The 20,573-nt window shown below is 67.7% G+C and carries 19 protein-coding genes; 15 read left to right on the forward strand and 4 right to left on the reverse strand.

Going from position 1 to position 20,573, the window contains the following annotated elements; translation table 11 throughout:
- Positions 1 to 24 precede the first annotated feature (24 nt).
- Positions 25 to 831: a methyltransferase gene (locus BGO82_RS08805; RefSeq protein WP_291305181.1), complete on the reverse strand. Its 807-nt coding sequence runs from the start codon at positions 829 to 831 to the stop codon at positions 25 to 27.
- Complete coding sequence (locus tag BGO82_RS08810) at positions 783 to 1,166, reverse strand: hypothetical protein (protein ID WP_291305182.1); 384 nt, start codon at positions 1,164 to 1,166, stop codon at positions 783 to 785. Before BGO82_RS08810 ends, BGO82_RS08805 begins: the two co-directional genes overlap by 49 nt.
- Positions 1,167 to 1,412: 246 nt before the next feature.
- Here BGO82_RS08810 and dnaE point away from each other — a divergent pair, with 246 nt between their 5' ends.
- The 8 genes from dnaE to BGO82_RS08850 all read left to right on the forward strand — a co-directional run bounded on the left by dnaE (position 1,413) and on the right by BGO82_RS08850 (position 10,475).
- Positions 1,413 to 4,877, forward strand: a complete 3,465-nt coding sequence (dnaE, locus tag BGO82_RS08815; RefSeq protein ID WP_291305183.1) for a DNA polymerase III subunit alpha — start codon at positions 1,413 to 1,415, stop codon at positions 4,875 to 4,877.
- 86 nt (positions 4,878 to 4,963) lie between these two features.
- Positions 4,964 to 5,287 (forward strand): hypothetical protein, encoded by a 324-nt coding sequence (locus tag BGO82_RS08820; protein ID WP_291305184.1) that lies wholly within the window; start codon positions 4,964 to 4,966, stop codon positions 5,285 to 5,287.
- A 259-nt stretch (positions 5,288 to 5,546) separates the two neighbouring features.
- The gene (gene rpsB, locus BGO82_RS08825; protein WP_291305185.1) at positions 5,547 to 6,305 is read left to right on the forward strand and encodes a 30S ribosomal protein S2; all 759 of its coding nucleotides are present in this window, start codon (positions 5,547 to 5,549) and stop codon (positions 6,303 to 6,305) included.
- Positions 6,306 to 6,384: 79 nt separating this feature from the next.
- A complete protein-coding gene (tsf, locus tag BGO82_RS08830; protein WP_291305186.1) occupies positions 6,385 to 7,344 on the forward strand; it encodes a translation elongation factor Ts in 960 nt (319 codons plus the stop codon).
- A 176-nt stretch (positions 7,345 to 7,520) separates the two neighbouring features.
- Positions 7,521 to 8,246, forward strand: a complete 726-nt coding sequence (gene pyrH / locus BGO82_RS08835) for a UMP kinase (RefSeq protein ID WP_291305187.1) — start codon at positions 7,521 to 7,523, stop codon at positions 8,244 to 8,246.
- Positions 8,247 to 8,256: 10 nt separating this feature from the next.
- Positions 8,257 to 8,823: a ribosome recycling factor gene (gene frr, locus BGO82_RS08840; protein ID WP_291305188.1), complete on the forward strand. Its 567-nt coding sequence runs from the start codon at positions 8,257 to 8,259 to the stop codon at positions 8,821 to 8,823.
- Positions 8,824 to 8,859: 36 nt separating this feature from the next.
- Positions 8,860 to 9,618 carry an isoprenyl transferase gene (locus BGO82_RS08845; RefSeq protein WP_291305189.1) on the forward strand — a complete coding sequence of 253 codons (759 nt, stop codon included), beginning with the start codon at positions 8,860 to 8,862 and terminating at the stop codon, positions 9,616 to 9,618.
- On the forward strand, positions 9,615 to 10,475 hold the full coding sequence (locus BGO82_RS08850; protein WP_291305190.1) for a phosphatidate cytidylyltransferase: 861 nt from the start codon (positions 9,615 to 9,617) through the stop codon (positions 10,473 to 10,475). The genes BGO82_RS08845 and BGO82_RS08850 overlap by 4 nt, the downstream gene beginning before the upstream one ends.
- Before the next feature lie 9 nt (positions 10,476 to 10,484).
- Here BGO82_RS08850 and BGO82_RS08855 read toward each other — a convergent pair whose 3' ends face one another.
- Positions 10,485 to 10,799, reverse strand: coding sequence for a helix-turn-helix transcriptional regulator (locus BGO82_RS08855; protein WP_291305191.1), 315 nt, complete (start codon positions 10,797 to 10,799; stop codon positions 10,485 to 10,487).
- 164 nt (positions 10,800 to 10,963) lie between these two features.
- Between BGO82_RS08855 and rseP the strand changes: the two genes are divergently transcribed.
- From rseP to BGO82_RS08890, 7 genes are all read left to right on the forward strand, one after another.
- A complete protein-coding gene (gene rseP, locus BGO82_RS08860) occupies positions 10,964 to 12,094 on the forward strand; it encodes an RIP metalloprotease RseP (protein ID WP_291305192.1) in 1,131 nt (376 codons plus the stop codon).
- A 264-nt stretch (positions 12,095 to 12,358) separates the two neighbouring features.
- A complete protein-coding gene (bamA, locus tag BGO82_RS08865) occupies positions 12,359 to 14,659 on the forward strand; it encodes an outer membrane protein assembly factor BamA (RefSeq protein ID WP_291305193.1) in 2,301 nt (766 codons plus the stop codon).
- 72 nt (positions 14,660 to 14,731) lie between these two features.
- Positions 14,732 to 15,748, forward strand: coding sequence for a UDP-3-O-(3-hydroxymyristoyl)glucosamine N-acyltransferase (lpxD, locus tag BGO82_RS08870; RefSeq protein WP_291305194.1), 1,017 nt, complete (start codon positions 14,732 to 14,734; stop codon positions 15,746 to 15,748).
- 50 nt (positions 15,749 to 15,798) lie between these two features.
- Complete coding sequence (fabZ, locus tag BGO82_RS08875; RefSeq protein ID WP_291305700.1) at positions 15,799 to 16,236, forward strand: 3-hydroxyacyl-ACP dehydratase FabZ; 438 nt, start codon at positions 15,799 to 15,801, stop codon at positions 16,234 to 16,236.
- Positions 16,236 to 17,042 carry an acyl-ACP--UDP-N-acetylglucosamine O-acyltransferase gene (lpxA, locus tag BGO82_RS08880; protein WP_291305195.1) on the forward strand — a complete coding sequence of 269 codons (807 nt, stop codon included), beginning with the start codon at positions 16,236 to 16,238 and terminating at the stop codon, positions 17,040 to 17,042. The genes fabZ and lpxA overlap by 1 nt, the downstream gene beginning before the upstream one ends.
- Entirely contained in the window at positions 17,042 to 17,863 is an 822-nt protein-coding gene (lpxI, locus tag BGO82_RS08885; protein WP_291305196.1) for a UDP-2,3-diacylglucosamine diphosphatase LpxI, read from the forward strand. Before lpxA ends, lpxI begins: the two co-directional genes overlap by 1 nt.
- On the forward strand, positions 17,856 to 19,067 hold the full coding sequence (locus tag BGO82_RS08890) for a lipid-A-disaccharide synthase (RefSeq protein ID WP_291305197.1): 1,212 nt from the start codon (positions 17,856 to 17,858) through the stop codon (positions 19,065 to 19,067). The genes lpxI and BGO82_RS08890 overlap by 8 nt, the downstream gene beginning before the upstream one ends.
- Positions 19,068 to 19,165: 98 nt before the next feature.
- Here BGO82_RS08890 and gltA read toward each other — a convergent pair whose 3' ends face one another.
- The gene (gltA, locus tag BGO82_RS08895; protein ID WP_291305198.1) at positions 19,166 to 20,455 is read right to left on the reverse strand and encodes a citrate synthase; all 1,290 of its coding nucleotides are present in this window, start codon (positions 20,453 to 20,455) and stop codon (positions 19,166 to 19,168) included.
- Between the last annotated feature and the right edge of the window lie 118 nt (positions 20,456 to 20,573).

A 20,573-nucleotide genomic window follows, 5' to 3' on the forward strand; every position in this document is an offset into this window, starting at 1 on the left:
GACGCAGTCATAGCACGGACGATGTCAGGGGGAAGTGCCGAGCCGCCACAGCGACACCACTTCGCGCGCCCGGGCGAAATGCAGCGGATCGGCGCGGTCGCGGGCGCCTCTGGGGGAGGGGGCGGCGTCGAGCCGGCCGAGGGCGCGCAGGCCGGCGGCGGCGATCATGGCGGCGAGCTCGCCGGGGGCGCGCAGACCCAGATGCTCGGCCAGGTCGGACAGGATCAGCCAGCCCTCGCCGCCGGGCAGCAAATGCGCCCCGAGACCGGCGAGGACGGCCCGCAGCATGGCGCCGTCCGGGTCGTACACCGCGGCCTCCAGCGACGTGCCGGCCCGGGCCGGCAGCCAGGGCGGGTTGCAGACGATCAGCGCGGCGCGGCCGTCGGGGTAGAGCCGGCCGGGCACCAGCGTCACCCGATCGGCGACGCCCAGCCGGGCGAAGGCGTCGGCGGCCGAGGCGAGGGCGCGCGGGGCAATGTCGGTCGCCACCACCCGCGGCACGCCGCGCTGCAGCAGCACCGCCGCCAGCACGCCGCTGCCGGTGCCGAGGTCGAAGGCAACGTCCACCCCGGCGGGCAGCGGCGCCGTGCCGACGAGATCGACATAGTCCTGCCGGGTCGGCGGGAACACGCCGTAATGCGGGTGGATCCTCGTTCCACCCAGCGCCCGGATCGGAACACCGTTCTTGCGCCATTCGTGCGCGCTGATCATCGCCAGCAGGTCGCGCAGCGGCAGCACCGCCTCGCCGGCGAGCGGCCCGACCGCTTCGGCGACGGCGAGGGTCACGTCGGGGGCCCGCCGCAGCGGCACCTGGCCGTCGCGCAGCGGCACCAGCAGCAGCCCGAGCAGGTTGGCGCGCTGCGCCTGTGCCTGCCGGTAGGCGTGGAAGGCGGCCGCCGGATCGTCGGGGGCAGGGGCCTGCGCCGGCGGTCGATGCGGCGGCCCAGCGCCTGCAGCATCTGCCGGGCGTTGTGATAGTCGCCGCTCCACACCAGCGCGGTGCCCTGCGACACCAGCCGGAAGGCCGCATCGGCGGTGGTCTCGTCGCCGGCTGCGACGGCGCGGTTCGGCGCCGGGCCGCCGCGCGCCGACACGAAGCGGGCGCGCTGCACCGCGCCGTCCGCCTCCCACGCGATGTCGCCGGCCGCGTCGCTCATGGCGGTCATTTACCGTTGATTCACGGTTACAGCGATGTTGCTAGACCAGAACAGATTGAGAACATATAAGAACAAAACAGCAACAACGGAGGTCGAGATGCTGATGTTCCTGAAGGACGCCATGGCGATGGTTGCGCTTTGCGGCTTCACCGGTGCGACGCTGGCCTGGATGGATATGGCCAGCCGACTCGTGTGACCTGTGGATTGAAGACACTCCGGGCTGGCCCGATCCGCACGGAGGTTTAGGACCCTCTGATGCCCGGCCCCGGTTTCATCCATCTGCATATCCACTCGCAATACTCCCTGCTCGAGGGCGCGCTGAAGCTCGGCGCGCTGCTCGACCTGGCCAAGGCCGACAAGCAGCCGGCGCTCGGCATTGCCGATACCAGCAATCTGTTCGGCGCGCTCGAATTCTCCGAGAAGGCGGCGGGCAAGGGCATCCAGCCGCTGCTCGGAGCCGAGCTGACGCTGGATTTCGAGCCGGCCGCCACCCGCATGCTGGAGCGCAGCCACGACCGCGGCCAGTTCGGCAAGGGCTCCGTCGTGCTCGTCGCCGGCACGCAGGACGGCTACGCCAATCTCTCGCGCCTCGTCAGCCGCGCCTATCTCGAGGGCGAGGCGGGCCGGGCGGCCGCCCAGCTCGACTGGCTCGATCCGGACGATCTGCGCGGCATCATGTGCCTCAGCGGCGGCCCGGAGGGCGCGATCGATCCGTATTTCGCGCAGGGGCTCGACGGACAGGCCGAGCAGCGGCTCGAAGCGCTGCGCGCGCTGTTCGGCGACCGCCTCTATGTCGAGCTGCAGCGCCACGGCCGGATGCAGGAACAGTCGAACGAGGCCAAGCTCATCGACTACGCCTATCGCCGCGGCGTGCCGCTGGTGGCCACCAACGAGCCGTATTTCGCCACCCGCGCCGACTACGAGGCGCACGACGCGCTGCTCGCCATCGCCGCCGGGTCGGTGGTGGCGCAGACCGAGCGCCGCAAGCTCACGCCCGAGCACTATTTCAAGTCGCGCGACGAGATGCAGGCGCTGTTCTCGGACCTGCCCGAGGCGCTCGACAATTCGGTGGAGATCGCCCGTCGCGTCTCCTACCGCCCGCGCACCCGCGGCCCGATCCTGCCGCGCTTCGCCGCCTCGCCCGACCAGACGGAGGAGGAGGGCCTCGCGGCCGAGGCGGAGCGGCTGCGGGTCGAGGCGCATGAGGGCCTCAAGCGCCGCTTCGACAAATACGGGCGCGATGAGCGCTTCAGCGTGGCGCAGTACGAGGAGCGGCTGGAGTTCGAGCTCGGCATCATCGTGAGGATGAAATATCCGGGCTACTTCCTGATCGTCGCCGACTTCATCCAATGGGCCAAGGCGCACGACATCCCGGTGGGGCCCGGCCGCGGTTCGGGCGCCGGCTCGCTGGTCGCCTATGCGCTGACCATCACCGACCTCGATCCCCTGCGCTACGACCTGCTGTTCGAGCGCTTCCTCAACCCCGACCGCGTGTCGATGCCGGATTTCGACGTCGATTTCTGCCAGGACCGGCGCGGCGAGGTGATCGACTACGTGCAGCAGAAATACGGGGAGAACCAGGTCGCCCAGATCATCACCTTCGGCTCGCTCCAGGCCAAGGCGGTGGTGCGCGACGTCGGCCGCGTGCTGCAGATGCCGTACGGGCAGGTCGACCGCATCTCCAAGCTGATCCCGGCCAATCCGGCCAATCCGGTGAGCCTGGCGCAGGCGCTGGACATGGAGCCGCAGCTCAAGGCGATGCGCGACGGCGACGAGCAGGTGAAGGAGCTGATCGCCATCGCGCAGAAGCTCGAGGGCCTCTACCGCCACGCCTCGACGCACGCCGCCGGCATCGTCATCGGCGAGCGGCCGCTGACCGAGCTGGTGCCGATGTACCGCGATCCGCGCTCCGACATGCCGGTGACGCAGTATTCGCTGAAATGGGTGGAGCCGGCGGGGCTGGTGAAGTTCGACTTTCTCGGTCTCACCACGCTGACGGTGCTGCAGAAGGCGGTCGAGATGATCAACCGCAACGGCACCAAATTCGCCCTCACGGACATCCCCATCGACGACAAGCAGACTTTCGACAACCTCACCAAGGGCGACGTGGTCGGCGTGTTCCAGGTGGAAAGTCCGGGCATGCGGCGGGCGCTGGTCGACATGCGGCCCGACCGCTTCGAGGATCTGATCGCGCTGGTGGCGCTGTACCGGCCGGGGCCGATGGCCAACATCCCCACCTATTGCGCCCGCAAGCGCGGCGAGGAGGAGGTGGAATACCTGCACCCGCTGCTCCAGCCCATCCTCGAGCCGACCTACGGCGTCATCACCTACCAGGAGCAGGTGCAGCAGATCGCCAAATCGCTCGCCGGCTACACCCTGGCTGAGGCCGATTTGCTGCGCCGCGCCATGGGCAAGAAGATCAAGGCCGAGATGGACGCGCAGCGCGAGCGCTTCCTCAAGGGCGCCGAGGAGCAGAACGGCATTCCCCGGGCGCTCGCCAACACCATCTTCGATGCCTGCGCCAAATTCGCCGAATACGGCTTCAACAAGTCGCACTCGGCGCCGTACGGCTACATCACCTACCAGACGGCGTACCTGAAGACGCACTTCTTCCAGGAGTTCATGGCGGCGTCGATGACGTACGTCATGAGCAACACCGACAAGCTCAACGAATTCCGCGAGGACGCCAAGAAGCACGGGATCGAGATCATCGCCCCGTCGGTCAACACCTCGGACGCGGTGTTCACGGCGCGCGACGGCAAGATCTTCTACGCCATCGGCGCCATCAAGGGCGTGGGGCAGGCGGTGGCCGAGCACATCGTCGAGGCGCGCGGCACGACGCCGTTCCGTGACCTCGCCGATTTCGCCACCCGGGTCGATCCGCGCATCATCAACAAGCGCACGCTCGAAACGCTGATCAATGCCGGGGCCTTCGATTGCCTGCATCCGCGGCGCGAGCAGGTGTTCGCCTCGATCGACGCCATCGTCGCCACGGCGCAGCGCACCGCCGCCAACGCGTCGGACGGCATCATGGACATGTTCGCGTCCGATGAGCCCGAGCCGATCCGGCTCACCGCCAACGTCGCGCCCTGGGGCCTCGCCGAGCGGCTCGAACGGGAGCGGGCCGCCATCGGCTTCCACATCTCGGCGCATCCGCTCGACGACTATGCCGGTCTGTTCGAGAGCATGAAGATTATGCCCTTCGTGCGCTTCGAGCACGGGGTGAAGGAGGGCGACCTGTCCGCCGGCCGGCTCGCCGGCACCATCGCCAGCCGCGCCGACCGGCGTACCAAGAAGGGGACGCCGATGATGATGCTGTCGCTGTCCGACCCCTCCGGCAGCTTCGAGGTCATCGGCTTTTCCGAGGCGGTCGAGCAGTACGGCCGGGTGCTGCAGCCCGGCGCCTCGGTGATCCTCAACGTCGAGGCCGACGAACGGCCCGACGGCATCAGCCTGCGCCTGATGTCGGCCGTTCCCATCGACGAGGCGGCGCAGAAGGCCGGCAAGACCCTCAAGATCGAGACCAGCGACGCAAAATGCCTCGTGGCGATCAAGTCGCAGCTCAAGCCCGGCGGCAACGGCCGCATCACCTTCGTGGTCATGCGCGACCAGGGCCGCAAGCTCTATGAGGTCGATATCGGCGCCAACTGGCAGATCAACCCGGCGCTGGCGGGGGCAATCAAGAGCTTCGACGGTGTGGTGGACGTACGGCTGAACTGAAGGGGACGCCGGCAAAGGTCCGATCGAATACGTCACGTCGGCATCGGTACGTGGCGCAGGCACGCGCCGTGGCTTAGTATTGCGGCATGGACAGGCTTGGTATTTCCTCGGAAGCGACTGCCGAGATCGACCGATTGGCGTCCCGCTACCTCTGGTGGGAGCCGGTGGCGGGGCATGTGCATTCGACGCCCCGCAAGATCGCCCAGATCATGCATCTCGGTACCTACGAGGATGTGCGGCGCGTCGAAGCCCTGGCCGGCGCCGCCATGCTCGCCGCCATCATGCGCCAGTCGCAGCCGAGCTGGTTCGACGACAAATCCTGGGATTTCTGGCGTGGGCGGCTCATGGCGTCCGGCGAAACGGACATTCCCGAACACCGCCCGGCGCGCAGTGCTGCTGGCCGCGCGTGACGCCGTCCGCGATCTCCCGGGGGTCGCGGTGACGCCTAGTTCCCTGGCCGGCGCGGACAGCGGTGGCCCGTAGCCCGCACGGCGGAGCCTTGCGCTTAGTCCCCGATTCCCCTATATCCGCGCCGCGCCCAGCCTGATCCGGGCGTAATTCACACGCGAAGCCGGCGCGCTGACGCGACCTAGATGGTCAAAGCGCTCCACCCGGTGCCGAACGGCTCCATCGCTTCGCGGAGGCTCAACCGGGAAAGGACCGCCTCACATGGCATTGCCAGATTTTTCCATGCGCCAGTTGCTCGAAGCCGGCGTTCATTTCGGCCACCAGTCGCACCGCTGGAACCCGAAGATGGAACGCTACATCTTCGGCGTGCGCAACGACATCCACATCCTCGACCTCGGCCAGACCGTGCCGATGCTGCAGCGGGCGCTGCAGCTCGTCTCCGACACCGTGGCCGATGGTGGCCGTGTGCTGTTCGTGGGCACCAAGCGCCAGGCGGCGCCGCTCGTCGCCGAGGCGGCGCGGCAGTCGGCGCAATATTACGTCAATTCGCGCTGGCTCGGCGGCACGCTGACCAACTGGCAGACCATTTCGCAGTCGATCGCGCGGCTGCGCGAGCTCGAGGCGCAGGTCGCCGAGGGGGTCGAGGGCCTGACCAAGAAGGAGCGCCTGCTGCTCGACCGCGAGCGCGAGCGGCTGGAGCGCGATCTCGGCGGCATCAAGGACATGGGCAATCTGCCCAACCTGCTGTTCGTGATCGACACCAACAAGGAAGCCAACGCCATCAAGGAAGCCCGGCGCCTCGGCATCCCGGTGATCGCCATCATCGACAGCAATTCCGATCCGGACACCGTCGATTTCCCGATCCCGGGCAATGACGACGCTGCCCGCGCGCTCGAGCTCTACACCTCGCTGGTGTCGAAGGCCGCCATCGACGGCATCTCGCGCTCGTCGGCCGGCCGCGGCGTCGACCTCGGGGCCGCCGACGTGGCGCCCGAAGAGCCCACCGTCGCCGCCGAATAAGCCGCACGCACGGCAGCGTTCAGTTTCAACCGACAGGCGCGGCCCCATCTCCTATGGGGTCGCAGGAAAGGTGATCGAAATGGCTATCACTGCAAATCAGGTCAAAGAGCTCCGCGAGATGACCGGCGTGGGCATGATGGATTGCAAGAAAGCGCTCGAGGAGACGGCGGGCGACATGGAGGCGGCGGTCGACTGGCTGCGCACCCGCGGCCTCGCCAAGGCTGCCAAGAAGGCCGGCCGCGTGGCCGCCGAGGGTCTCGTCGGCGTGGCCAATGAGGGCACTCGCGCGGCCATCGTCGAGGTCAATTCCGAGACCGATTTCGTGGCCCGCAACGACCAGTTCCAGGGCATCGTCGGCAATGTCGCCAAGCTCGCGGTCGAGGCCGCCGGCAGCGTCGAGAAGCTGGCCGAGATGCCGTTCCCCGGCACCGGGCGCTCGGTCGCGGCCGAGCTGACCGACGCCATCGCCAAGATCGGCGAGAACATGAATCTGCGCCGCTCGGCGGTGGTCGAGGTCAAGGACGGCGTCATCGGCAGCTACGTGCACAACACGGTGAAGCCGGGCATGGGCAAGCTGGGCGTCATCGTCGGGCTCGAATCGAGCGGCGACAAGAGCGTGCTGGCCGGGCTCGGCAAGCAGCTCGCGATGCACATCGCCAACACCAATCCGGCCTCGGTGTCGTCCGACGACATCGATCCGGCGATCGTCGCCAAGGAGCGCGAGATCTACACCGAGCAGGCCAAGGAGTCCGGCAAGCCGGCCGAGGTCGTCGCCAAGATGGTGGAAGGCCGCGTGCGGAAATTCTTCGAGGAAGCGACGCTCCTGGCCCAGACCTTCGTCATCGATGGCGAGAGCAAGGTGAAGGACATCGTCGCCAAGGCCGAGAAAGAGGCCGGAGCGCCGATCAAGGTCACCAAATTCGTGCGCTATGCGCTGGGCGAGGGCATCGAGAAGCAGGAAAGCGATTTCGCTGCCGAGGTGGCGGCGACCTCGGGCGTACCACAGCAGCCCAAAGACACGCCGCCGACCAAGCATTGAGCCAGTCGAGGCCGGGCCCGTTGCCCGGCCTCTTGCTATCGGGCGCACGATCCTCGAAAAGGCCCCGATAAATAAGCACTTGCCGCATCGCGCGTTCTGGGATCGGAAGGCGTTATGCTCTAAATCTCTCGCCGCTGCCGGAATCGCCCGCGCGGCCAATCCCGAGGCGCGCCCGCATGGCCAAACCCACCTACAAGCGCATCCTCCTCAAGGTCTCCGGCGAGGTGCTGGCCGGCGACCAGTCGTTCGGCATCGAGATGGCCAATCTCGATGCGACGGCACGGCAGGTCGTCAATGCCGCCAAGGCCGGGGTGCAGATCGCCATCGTGCCGGGCGGCGGCAACATCATCCGCGGCGTGTCGGCCGCGGCGGGGGGCGCCGACCGCGTCACCGCCGACATGATGGGCACGCTCGGCACCGTCATCAACGCGCTGGCGCTCTCCAGCGAGATCGCCCGGCAGGGCGTCAAGTCCAAGGTGTTTTCGGCCACCACCATGCCGTCGGTGGCCGACACCTATACGGCGCGGGCCGCCAAGGCGGCGCTCGACGACGGTTTCGTGATCGTTCTGGGCGGCGGCACCGGCAACCCGTTCTTCACCACCGACACGGCGGCGGCGCTGCGCGCCATCGAGCTCGACTGCGACGTGCTGCTCAAGGGGACCAAGGTCGACGGCGTCTATACCGAGGATCCCAAGAAGAATCCGAAGGCGACGCGGTATGAAACCGTGAGCTATGACGAAGTCATCGCTCGCAACCTCAAAGTCATGGACACGGCGGCCTTCGCGCTTGCGCGCGATAATGGCCTGCCCATACTGGTCTATGCACTGGACGACAAGGAAGGACTGATGGGGGTTCTCAGCGGCAAGGTCCGTTCGACCCTGGTCGGGACCCCCAGGAAATAGGAGTAGCTCGATGGCACCGGTTCCCACATTCTCGCTCGACGAGATGAAAACGCGCATGCAGAAGTCGATCGCTTCGCTGCGCGACGAGCTGGCGGGGCTCAGGACCGGCCGCGCCAGCGCCAGCCTGCTCGAGCCGGTGATGGTCGAGGCCTATGGCAGCAGGATGCCGCTCAACCAGGTGGCGACCGTCACCGTGCCGGAAGCCCGGCTGCTGTCGGTGCAGGTGTGGGACCGCTCGATGGCGCAGGCCGTCGACAAGGCGATCCGCAATTCCGGCCTCGGCCTCAATCCGGCCACGGAAGGCGCCACCATCCGCGTGCCGCTGCCCGAGCTCAACGAGGAGCGCCGGCGCGAGCTGACCAAGGTGGCGCACAATTATGCCGAGCAGGCCAAGGTGGCGATCCGCCATATCCGCCGCGACGGCATGGACCTGCTCAAGAAGCTGGAAAAGGACGGCGTCATGGCCCAGGACGACAGCCGTGCCAAATCCGACCAGGTGCAGAAGGCCACCGACGCCGCCATCGCCGAGGTGGATCAGGTGCTCAGCGCTAAGGAACAGGAAATCATGCAGGTTTAGCCTGCACCTATGCCGCCGGCCCTGGAGGGCCAAACCATGTCCACCGAGCCCGCCGCGCAGCCGCGCATTCATCCCAGGTCGGAACTGCGGATTCCCGCCCATGTCGGCGTCATCATGGACGGCAATGGACGCTGGGCCCAGGCGCGCGGCAAGCCGCGGACCGAGGGCCACGTCGCCGGCGTCAAGGCGCTGCGCGGGCTGGTCGAGAGCTGCATCAATTACGGCATCCAGTACCTCACCGTGTTCAGCTTCTCGTCGGAGAACTGGACCCGGCCGCGCGACGAGATCAGCTTCATTTTCGGCCTCCTGCGCCGCTTCGTCGCCTCCGACCTCGAAAAGCTGCACCGCAACAATGTGCGGGTGCGCATCATCGGCGCGCGCGAGGGGCTCGACGACGGCCTGCGCCGGCTGATCGCCGAAGTCGAAGCCACCACCGCGCAGAACACCGGCCTCAAGCTGCAGGTCGCCTTCAACTATGGCGGCAAGGCCGAGATCGCCGAGGCGGTGCGCCGCATCGCGGCGCTGGTCGCCGCCGGTCGGCTCAAGGCCGAGGACATCACCGAGGACACCATCGGGCGCGCCCTTTACACCGCCGGCATGCCCGACCCCGACATCATCATCCGCACCAGCGGCGAGCAGCGGTTCTCCAACTTCCTGCTGTGGCAGGGCGCCTATGCCGAGCTGGCGTTCGTCGAGGAGAACTGGCCGGATTTCGACGACGCCGCGTTCGTCAAGGTGCTCGAGGACTATTCCGGCCGCGACCGCCGCTACGGAGGCGTCGAGGCGCGGCGGTGACGTCACCCGGTCCATCAGATCCGGTGCCGCCGGCACGCTCCGGCCCATCCTGGACCGATCTGGGGCCCCGCCTGCTGTCCGCCGCCATCATCGTCGCCGTCATCGCCACGGGCCTCTATTTCGGCGGCTACGTCTTCGCCGCGCTGGCCGCCGTGGTGGTCGGGGTCACCTATCGCGAGTGGGAGCAGATGGTGACGCTGCAGCCGCTGGCGCCCTTCGGCATGGTGCTGATCGGTCTGCTGGCGCTCGCCGCCGTCACCTATCCGCTGCTCGGGCCGCTCGGCGTCATCGCCTTCACGGCGCTGGGGGGGCTCGTCGCCACTTTCGGCGACAAGGCGGTGCTGCCGTGGCGGGCAGGGGGGCTCGCCTTCTTCGGCCTGCTGCTGATCGCCGTGCTGGGGATGCGCGGCACCACCTCCGCCGGCATCGTCGCCGGCTGGTACCTCGGCATCGTCATCGCCCTCAACGACACCGGCGCCTATTTCGTCGGCCGCGTCATCGGCGGCCCGAAGCTGGCGCCGATGATCTCGCCGGCCAAGACCTGGTCGGGCGCCATCGGCGGCTGGGTCGCCGGCACCCTCGCCGGCACCCTCTACTGGCTGGTGTTCACCGACTCGCCATGGCTCGTCGGGCTGGTGTTCTCCGCCGTGCTGGGGCTGGTGGGGCAGGCGGGCGACCTCACCGAAAGCGCCATCAAGCGCGTCTTCCGCATCAAGGATTCGAGCGACATCATCCCCGGCCATGGCGGCTTCATGGACCGCCTCGACAGCGTCAGCTTCGGCGCCGTGGCCCTGTTCCTGATCGGCCTTGCCCACGGCGGCATCTGGGCCGTCGCCGCGGGATTCCTGTATTGGTGAGGCGAGGGCTCACGGACGGGCGCGCTTCGGTTCGGAGTCGGGCTCGAAGCTGATGCGGAGTTTCGTGCGGGTCGCCTTTGCATACCGCTGCAGCGTACGGGTCGAGGGCGGGCTGCGGCCGCTTTCCAGCCGGGCGATCGTGGCCTGGGTCGTGTTCATGGCCTCTGCCACCTGTGCCTGGGTCAGGCCGGCGTCGCTGCGGGCCTTGATGAGCGCGCCGGCGAGGGCGAACTCGTCTTCAAGCGCATCATAGGCCGCGACGTAGGCGGGGTCCTTCCGCCAGCGTGCGAACACAGTTTCAGCCGGTATGATCGGTTGGCTCACGGCAATAATTTCAACTCTGGATCGGCAAGGTAATGGCGCTACAATGCGCGCCGCCAATGCGGGAAGGAAGCGGCAATCGAGCGGCGAGTCGTCGTTCCCATGTCCAACTGTGACCGCAATCGGCGCCTAGCGTTGGGCGCGATCCAGGAGCGTTAGTACTGCCTTTGCTCAGCCTTCCCGTCCTTTACGCCATCCCCGCCTTCATCGTGGTCCTGACCATCATCGTGTTCGTGCACGAGATGGGGCACTATCTCGTGGCGCGCTGGAACGGCATCGCCATCCAGACCTTCTCGCTCGGCTTCGGCCCGGAGCTCGTCGGCTTCAACGACCGGCACGGCACGCGCTGGCGCGTCTCGGCGATTCCGCTGGGCGGCTACGTCCGCTTCGTCGGCGACATGAACGCGGCGAGCATGCCGGATCCCGAGGCGACCAGGGACCTGCCGCCCGAGGAGCAGGCGCGGCTGTTCGTCAACAAGAACGTGTGGCAGCGCATCGCGGTGGTCGTCGCCGGCCCGCTGGCGAACGTGCTGTTCACCTTCCTCGTGCTCTACGCGCTGCTGCTCGGCTATGGCCGCTACACCATCCCGCCGGTGATCGGCGACGTGGTGGCAGGCGGCGTCGCCCAGCAGGCGGGCCTCGAGCCCGGCGACCGCATCCTGTCGGTCGACGGCTTCGACGTCCGCGGCTTCGAGGATTTCCAGCGCCTGATCTCGACCGCGCCGGAGCGCCCGGTGCGCATCGTGCTGGAGCGCGCCGGCGTCGACAAGACGATCGTGCTGACCCCCGACGTGGCGGTCGAGACCGACCGCTTCGGCAACGCCCAGCGCATCGGCCGCATCGGCGTCAGCCGCACCATCGAGCAGGGCGACATCACCCTCTACCGGCCCAGTCCGGTCGAGGCGGTGGCGATGACGGGCGAGGAGATTCGCTTCATCGTCGACCGCACCGCGGCGTTCCTGGGCGATTTCTTCGTCGGCCGGGGCGACGTGCAGCAGCTGGGCGGGCCGGTCAAGGTGGCCAAGGTCTCGGGCGAGGTGGCGACGCTGGGGATCGTGGCGCTGATCAACCTCGCGGCGCTGCTGTCGCTCAACATCGGCATCTTCAACCTGCTGCCGGTGCCGGTGCTCGATGGCGGGCATCTGCTCTACTACATCATCGAGGCGGTCCGCGGCCGGCCGCTCAGCCAGAAAGCCCAGGAAATCGGCTTTCGCGTCGGCTTCGCCATCGTCGGCAGCCTGATGATCTTCACGCTGCTCAACGACACCCTGCTGGAGGCCTTCCGGCACGTCTCCTGAGCAGGTCGCCGGGCGAGGCGCGCGCCCGTCGCTCCATATGGGCGGGGCAATCCCCCCGCCGCCCGGCCCCGACTCGCTAAGTATCTGTTAACCTTGGTTTTCGGGGTGTTGCTGAAATGCACGGGGACCAAGCTTTTGCTAACGCAACAAGCCCTTGCGGCTTGCCCTTGGTTAAAAAACCAGTAAATGCTTCGAACCGGAGTAGCTGGGGGAGGCTGTGCATGGCGATTCCCCCGGCCTTTCGTCTGAGAGGCAGTTAGAATCATGATCGATCCCACCCGGCTGCTGCGCAGTGCATTCTTGGCGCTGGCGCTCCTGTTCTTGGCGCCGGTCGGCGCCGGGGGCACGCTGTTGGGGGTCGAAGCCGCGCAGGCGGCCACCGTCGCCAGGATCTCCGTCATCGGCAACAAGGAAGTCGACGACGCCGCGGTCATCAAATATTTGGCGGTGCGGGTCGGCGAGCAGGCGACGAGCGCCAAGCTCAGCGCCTCGGTCGATGCGCTGCAGGCGACGGGGCTGTTCAAGTCCGTCAGCGTCACCATGCAGGGCTCCACCGTGGTGGTGAAGGTGGTCGAGAACTCGATCGTCTCGTCGGTGCAGTTCGAGGGCAACCAGCGCTTCTCCGACGCCAACCTCGTGGCGATGATCGACCTGATGAACCGCGGCACCGTCGACCAGGCGGGCCTCGACCGCGACATCGCCACCATCAAGAAGGCCTATACCGATGTCGGCTACACCAATGTCGACGTCTCCACCCGGCTGGAGCCGGCCGGCAACGGCCGCACCCGCGTCGTCTTCGTCATCAACGAAGGCGGCCGCAGCGGCATCGCCGCCATCAACTTCACCGGCAACAATTCGATCAGCTCGTGGAACCTCAAATCGATCATCAAGACGCACGAGACGGGCTGGCTGAGCTGGCTGCTGCGCGATGACAACTACACGCAGGAGCAGCTCGACGTCGATCGCGTGCTGATCCAGCAATACTACGCCAACCACGGCTTCCCGGATGCGCAGGTGACCTCGGCGGTCGCCGAATACGACGCCAAGCGCAACGGTTATTTCATCACCTACACCATCGTCGAAGGCGACCGTTATTCCTTCGGCAAGATCGGGGTGGAGACCTCCATCGCCGGCCTCGACGCCAACAATCTGACCAACACCATCCGCACCCGCCAGGGCGACCGGTTCTCGTCGGCCGAGCTGCAGCAGTCGGCGCAGGACATGGCGGTGGAAGCGACCAATCTGGGCTATCCCTTCGCCGACGTGCGGCCGCGCGTCGAGCGCGACCCGGCCACGGGCACGTTCGGGGTGACCTACCTCGTCGACGAGGGCGCGCATCTCTACGTCGAGCGCATCAACATCACCGGCAACGCCAAGACCCGCGACTTCGTCATCCGCCGCGAGCTCGGCTTCGCCGAAGGCGACCCCTTCAACCGCGCCATGGTGACGGCCGGCAAGCAGCACATCGAGGCTCTGGGCTTCTTCTCCAAGGTCGACGTGTCGGCGCAGCCCGGCAGCGCCGCCGACAAGGTGATCCTCAATATCAACGTCACCGAGCAGTCGACCGGCGATTACGGCATCACCGCGGGATACGACAGTTCGTCGGGCATCTTGGGCGAGCTCTCGGTCACCGAGCGCAACTTCCTCGGCCGCGGCCAGTACATCAAGGCCTCGCTGGGCGCGAGCCAGACCGGCAAGTCGTTCAACTTCTCGTTCACCGAGCCCTACTTCATGGGCCTCAAGATGTCGGCGGGCGTGGACGCCTACCACATCATCAACGACGAGACCTCGTCCAACATCTACGGCACGACCTCGACCGGCGCGCAGTTCCGCTTCGGCCTGCCGGTCACCCGCGACCTGTCGGCCCAGCTCTTCACCGGCCTCGACCAGACGGTGATCGCGGATTCGGACCACAATTCGTCGTTCTTCACCGACGGGCAGAAGCTCAACAAGGCGTGGGTCGGGTACTCGCTGACCTACAACACGCTCGACGACCAGAAGCACCCGACGGAGGGCCTCTACGCCACGCTGACGCAGCAATATGTGGGCTGGAACTACAACTTCGTGAAAACCGAAGCCAAGGCCCGCTACTTCATGCCGATCTTCCCCGATGCGGGGCTGGTGGGCAGCGTTAAGGGCCAGGCGGGCATCATCAATACGTTCGGGTCTTCGGGCCTCAACCCGGTGGAAGCCTTCAACTACGGCAATACCCTGGTGCGCGGCTTCCAGCCGTCCAACATGGGCCCGCGGATCGGCGCGCAGCCGGTCGGCTACACCGCCTATGCCGGCGGCTCGCTGGAAGCGACGTTCCCGATCCCGATGCTGCCCGAGACCTACGGGCTCAGCGGCTCGGTGTGGGCGGATGCGGCGGTGGTCGGCGGGCAGGGTGCCTCCGGGGCCGTGGATCCGACGTCGATCAACCAGCCGCTCAAGAGCTCGGTCGGCGCCTCGATCATCTGGGACTCGCCGTTCGGCCCGCTGCGTGGCGACTTCGCCTACGTGCTGACCAAGGCCACCGACGACAAGACGCAGATGTTCGCGCTGACCCTGCAGACCTTGCTCTGATCCAGGTGGCGTGAAACAGTTCGAGGGCCGCGGGGCCTCAGCGCCGCGGCCCTTTTCATTGGCGCAATTGCAATGGTCGATACCCGTTTCCACAGCTTTGCCGGCCCGGCGCCGCTCGGCACCCTGCTGGCCGCGCTCGGCCTCGGCGCCGACCTTGCGGACGGGGACGGGCCGACCATTTCCGGCGTCGAGGAGCTGGTGCTCGCCGGCCCCGAACATATCGCGCTGGCTGCGCATGCCGACTATCGCGAGGCGCTGCGCGCCACCGCCGCCGGCGCGGTGATCGTCTCCGCCGAGCTGTCGTCGGACGTGCCGCCCGGCACCATCGGCATCGTCGCCGGCAATCCGCATCTGAGCTTTGCCGATCTGCTCGACCGGCTCTACCCGCACGACACCCGCGGCACCGTGCTCGGCCTGCTCGGCCCGCACGACAGCCTGCCTTATACGGAAAACGACGTGCGGCTCGGCCCCGGCGTGGTGCTCGGCCCGGGCGTCGAGATCGGCCGCGGCACCGTCATCGGCCCCAACACCGTCATCGGGGCGGGGGTCAGCATCGGCCGCAACTGCACCATCGGCTCCAATGTCAGCGTCGAATGCGCCTATCTGGGCAACAATGTCGTGCTGCATGCCGGGGCCCGCATCGGCTCGGAGGGCTTCGGCTGGCTCGACCACGGCATCTCCAACCGCAAGATCCCGCAGCTTGGCCGCGTCATCATCCAGGATCGCGTCGAGATCGGCGCCAACTCCACCGTCGACCGCGGCGCCCTGGGCGACACGATCATCGGCGAGGGCACCAAGATCGATAACCTCGTGCAGATCGGCCACAATTGCCGCATCGGCCGCAACTGCCTCCTCGCCGGCATGTCCGGCCTCGCCGGCACCACCACGCTCGAGGACAGCGTCATGGTGGGGGCGGCCGCCATCACCACCGGCCACTTGACCATCGGCCGCGGCAGCGTCTTAGCTGCGCGGGCGACGGCGACCAAGAGCTTCCCGCCCGGCTCGCGCCTCGCCGGCTTCCCCGCCGTCGACGCGCGGGAGTGGCGGCGTGAAGTTGCGACCCTGCGGCGACTGAGCAAGAAGGATTGACCGTGGACCTCCAAGACCCGGCGGCTGACGCCCCCACCACGCTCGAATCGATGGATATCGACGCGATCCTGCAGTGCCTGCCGCACCGCTACCCGTTCCTGATGATCGACCGCATCCTCGAGATCGACGGCGACAATTCCGCCATCGGCATCAAGAATGTCAGCGTCAACGAGCCGATCTTCCAGGGGCATTTCCCCGGCAATCCGGTGTTTCCGGGGGTGCTGATCATCGAGGGCATGGCGCAGACCGCCGGCGCCATCGCCATCGCCGCCGACAAGACCAACGGCCCGCACGTGGTCTACATGGTCACCGTCGACAAATGTAAGTTCAGAAAGCCGGCGCGGCCCGGCGACGTGATCGAGTACCACATCAAGAAGATCCGGCGCCGCTCCGCCATGGGCTGGTACGAGGCCCGGGCGATGGTCGGCACCACCCTCATCGCCGAGGCGGAAGTCGGCGCCATGGTGATGTCCGGGACCTCCGTCTGATGGCCCACAACATCCATCCGACCGCCATCGTCGAAGATGGCGCGGTGCTGGGCGCCGACGTGAAGGTCGGGCCGTTCTGCATCGTCGGCCGCGACACCCGGCTCGGCGACGGCGTCGAGCTCATCTCGCATGCGGTCGTTACCGGCCGCACCAGCGTGGGCGCCCGCTCCACCATCTACCCCTTCGCCTCGATCGGCCACCGCCCGCAGGACCTCAAATATGCCGGCGAGCCCTCGACCCTCGAGATCGGCGAGAACACCACCATCCGCGAGCACGTGACCATCAATCCGGGCACCGCCGGCGGCGGCATGGTCACCCGGATCGGCTCCAATTGCTGGATCATGATCGGCGTCCATATCGGGCACGACTGCATCATCGGCAACAATGTGGTGTTCTCCAACAACGTCACCTTCGCCGGCCATTGCCGGGTCGACGATTTCGTGGTGATGAGCGGCTATTCGGGGGCGACGCAGTTCGTCCATATCGGCGCCCATGCCTTCGTGGGCGGCCTCAGCAAGGTCGAAAAGCACCTGATCCCCTACGGCACGGCGGTGGGCAATCCGGCCGAGCTGAGCGGGCTCAACCTCGTCGGGCTCAAGCGCCGCGGCTTCGACCGCGAGGCGATCCACAATCTGCGCACCGCCTACCGCATGATCTTTGCCGTCGAGGGCACGCTGCGCGAGCGCGTCGACGACGCCGCGGCGATCTTCCCCAACGACGTGCTGGTGCAGGACGTGGTGAAGTTCATCATCGACGCCAAGGACAATCCGCTGACGCTGCCCCGCAACGGGCACAACGAGGACTGATGCCCCGACGGCTGACCCTCATCGCAGGGTCGGGAGCGCTTGCGCCGCTGATGGCCGAGGCCGCGCGGCGCCATGGCGATACGTTGCAGGTCATCGATCTGGTCGGCCGCACCGACCTCGAGGGCGATCGCGTCGAGCACATTCCGCTGGCCGAGGCGCCGCGCCTGATCGCGGCGGTCCGCAGCTTTCCGACCACCCATCTGGTGCTCGCCGGCGCCGTCCACATTTCCGACGCCGAGCGCGAGGGCATCGCCGGCGCCTTCGGCCTGGCCGGGCAGGTGGCGCGCATCGCCGGCGATGTCGGGCTCGCCGGCATGATCCAGCTCTACTGCAGGATGAACCGCATCAGGCTGATCGGCGCGCACGAGATCGCGCCCGACCTGCTGGCGCCGGAGGGCCACATCGCCGGCCCGCCGCTCGAGCCGGGGCTCGCCGCGCCGGCGGCGGCCGCGCTGGCCGCGGCGCGCGCCATCGGCACCATCGATCTCGGCCAGACCGTGGTCGTCTCCGGCACCCGGCCGGTCGCCGCCGAGGACGCCGGCGGCACTGATGCGCTGCTCGTTCGCGCGGCCGAACTGCGCCGGCAGGGGCTGGTCGGCAATGCCGGCGCGCCGCTGATCCTCGCCAAGGCGCGCAAGCCGAAGCAGCCGAGCTTCGTCGACCTGCCGACCATCGGCGCCGAGACCGTCGCCAACGCCGCCGCCGCCGGCATTTCGGTGATCGTCGTCGAAGCCCGCGGCACGCTGCTGATGGACCGGCCGGGCCTCGCCCGTGCCGCCGCGGCACATGGCATCGCTATCGTCGGCCTGCGCCATGGTTGATCCGGTCCGCCTGTTCATCCTCGCCGGCGAGCCGTCGGGCGACCGCATCGGCGCCGATCTGGTGCGCCGGCTGCGCATCAGCCGGCCGGTGACGCTGCTCGGCGTCGGCGGCGAGGGCCTGGTCGGGGAGGGGCTCAAATCGCTGTTCCCCATGTCCGACCTTTCGGTCATGGGCCTGCAGGACGTGCTGAAGCGCGCGCCGCTGCTGCTCTGGCGCATCCGCCAGACGGTCCGCGCCATCCTCGCCGCCGAGCCCGACCTCGTGGTGCTCATCGACTCGCAGGTGTTCTGCCAGACCGTCGCCGAGCAGTTGCGCAAGCGCGGCTATGCCGGCCGCATCCTGCTCTATGTCGCGCCCAGCGTCTGGGCCTGGAAGCCGGAGCGCGCGCCGCTGCTGAAGCCGCTCTACGACGAGGTGCTGGCGGTGCTGCCGTTCGAGCCGGCGGTGATGAAGCGGCTCGACGGGCCGCCCGCCACCTATGTCGGCCATCCCGCGCTCGAGCATACGCTGCTGCGCGCCACCCAGCCCGGGCGCGGCCCGCTGCTGCTGCTGCCCGGCAGCCGGCGCGGCGAGCTGCGGCGGCATCTGCCGCTGATGGAAGAGATGACGCTGGCGCTGAAGCGGCACCCGCGGATCACCGATTTCGTGCTGCCGACGCCGCGCCACGAGGAGGAATTCGTGCTCGACGCGGTGCGTGCCTGGGACGTGCCGGTGTTCGTCACCAGCGCCTCGGCGCGCAAATGGCAGGCGTTCCGCGAGGCCGTCGCGGCGGTCGCCGTCACCGGCACGGTGACGCTGGAGCTGGCGCTGTCGGGCGTGCCGATGGTCACCACCTACGTCGCCGACCGGGCGCAATGGAGCCGCGCCAGCAAGGCGAGGCTCCGCTTCGCCTCGCTGCCCAACATCCTGGTCGGGGACGAATTGGTGCCCGAGCTGCTCGGGCCGCAGCGCCGCTCCGGCGAGGTGCTGGCGGCGCTCGAGGCGCTGCTCGCCGACGAGGCGGCGCTCGCCCGCCAGCGCGAGGGCTTCGCCCGCATCCGCGCCGGCATGGAAAAAGGGGCGCCCGAGGCGCCCCGCACCGATCCCGCCGAGCGGGTGCTGGCGCACCTGCCGGCCGTGCCGGGCGGCAAGGCGGTCCCCAGTCAGCCCGCAGCGGCGGCGAGCGCCGGCTCCTCCCCGCAAGGGGCAGGGGAGCCCGACTGAAACGCCGATGCCTGCGGCTCCATCGCCCCCCCTCCCCCTTGCGGGGAGGGGCTGGGGGTGGAGGCAAAACCACCCGGCTCCGTCGTCTCGTAAGACTCTTAGCGCTTGTTCAGCGGCACGTAATCGCGCTCGGGCGAGCCGTGGTAGAGCTGGCGCGGCCGGCCGATCTTCTTCTGCGGATCGGCGATCATTTCCTTCCACTGCGCGATCCAGCCGACGGTGCGGCTGAGGGCGAAGATGGCGGTGAACATCGAGGTCGGGAAGCCGATCGCCTCGAGGATGATGCCCGAATAGAAGTCGACGTTGGGATAGAGCTTGCGGGTGATGAAATACTCGTCCGTCAGGGCGATGTGCTCGAGCTGCTGCGCCACCTGCAGCAGCGGGTTGTTCTCTACCCCGAGCTCGTCCAGCACCCGCCGGCAGGTCTCCTGCATCACCTTGGCGCGCGGATCGTAGTTCTTGTACACGCGGTGGCCGAAGCCCATCAGGCGGATGCCCGAGGATTTGTCCTTCACCTTGGCGATGAATTCGGGGATGCGGTCGGGGGTGCCGATCTGCTTCAGCATATTGAGCGCCGCCTCGTTGGCGCCGCCATGCGCCGGGCCCCAGAGGCAGGCGACGCCCGCCGCGATGCAGGCGAACGGATTGGCGTCCGACGAGCCGGCGAGGCGCACCGTCGAGGTCGAGGCGTTCTGCTCGTGGTCGGCGTGCAGGATGAAGATCAGGTCCATCGCCCGGGCGATGACCGGGTTCACCTTGTACTCTTCGGCCGGCACCGAGAAGCACATGTTGAGGAAGTTGCTGGCGTAGTCGAGGTCGTTCTTGGGATAGACGAACGGCTGGCCGACCGAATATTTGTAGGCCATGGCGACGATCGTCGGGATCTTGGCGATCAGCCGGATCGAGGCGATCTCGCGCTGCATCGGATCGGTGATGTCGGTCGAGTCGTGATAGAACGCGGCCAGCGCGCCGACCACGCCGCACACCACCGCCATCGGATGCGCGTCGCGGCGGAAGCCGCGGAAGAACAGATGCATCTGCTCGTGCAGCATCGTGTGGGTGGTGACGCGCTTGTCGAAATCCTTCATCTGCGCGGCGTTCGGCAGCTCGCCGTAGAGCAGCAGGTAGCAGACTTCGAGGAAGTTCGACTTCTCGGCCAACTGGTCGATCGGGTAGCCCCGATACATCAGCTCGCCCTTGTCGCCGTCAATGTAGGTGATGGTGCTGTCGGTGGCCGCCGTCGAGGTGAAGCCGGGGTCGTAGGTGAACATCCCGGTCTGCCCGTAGAGCGACCTTATGTCGATGACTTCAGGCCCGACCGAGCCCGTAAGTATCGGAAACTCATAGGTTTTGTCACCGATGACCAGTTTGGCGACGGTGTCTGACATGGGGTGCTCTCCTTGTGGGCCATCGGCCTCGCGGACAGCAAGATCATGGCCAGATGCGGTCGGATGCTTATGGGCTCAGCCCTAGACCATTTGCCCTGTTTCTGCAACCGATGGGTGA

Source organism: Devosia sp. 67-54, from assembly GCF_001899075.1.
Taxonomy (GTDB): domain Bacteria; phylum Pseudomonadota; class Alphaproteobacteria; order Rhizobiales; family Devosiaceae; genus Devosia_A.

Coding starts and splice junctions, on each gene's coding strand:
- frr (WP_291305188.1), top strand. CDS start 8,257: ATGGCACCGGTTCCCACATTCTCGCTCGACGAGATGAAAACGCGCATG.
- gltA (WP_291305198.1), bottom strand. CDS start 20,455: ATGTCAGACACCGTCGCCAAACTGGTCATCGGTGACAAAACCTATGAG.
- lpxI (WP_291305196.1), top strand. CDS start 17,042: ATGCCCCGACGGCTGACCCTCATCGCAGGGTCGGGAGCGCTTGCGCCG.
- fabZ (WP_291305700.1), top strand. CDS start 15,799: ATGGATATCGACGCGATCCTGCAGTGCCTGCCGCACCGCTACCCGTTC.
- BGO82_RS08810 (WP_291305182.1), bottom strand. CDS start 1,166: ATGACCGCCATGAGCGACGCGGCCGGCGACATCGCGTGGGAGGCGGAC.
- pyrH (WP_291305187.1), top strand. CDS start 7,521: ATGGCCAAACCCACCTACAAGCGCATCCTCCTCAAGGTCTCCGGCGAG.
- rpsB (WP_291305185.1), top strand. CDS start 5,547: ATGGCATTGCCAGATTTTTCCATGCGCCAGTTGCTCGAAGCCGGCGTT.
- tsf (WP_291305186.1), top strand. CDS start 6,385: ATGGCTATCACTGCAAATCAGGTCAAAGAGCTCCGCGAGATGACCGGC.
- bamA (WP_291305193.1), top strand. CDS start 12,359: ATGATCGATCCCACCCGGCTGCTGCGCAGTGCATTCTTGGCGCTGGCG.
- lpxA (WP_291305195.1), top strand. CDS start 16,236: ATGGCCCACAACATCCATCCGACCGCCATCGTCGAAGATGGCGCGGTG.
- lpxD (WP_291305194.1), top strand. CDS start 14,732: ATGGTCGATACCCGTTTCCACAGCTTTGCCGGCCCGGCGCCGCTCGGC.
- BGO82_RS08820 (WP_291305184.1), top strand. CDS start 4,964: ATGGACAGGCTTGGTATTTCCTCGGAAGCGACTGCCGAGATCGACCGA.
- BGO82_RS08845 (WP_291305189.1), top strand. CDS start 8,860: ATGTCCACCGAGCCCGCCGCGCAGCCGCGCATTCATCCCAGGTCGGAA.
- dnaE (WP_291305183.1), top strand. CDS start 1,413: ATGCCCGGCCCCGGTTTCATCCATCTGCATATCCACTCGCAATACTCC.
- BGO82_RS08890 (WP_291305197.1), top strand. CDS start 17,856: ATGGTTGATCCGGTCCGCCTGTTCATCCTCGCCGGCGAGCCGTCGGGC.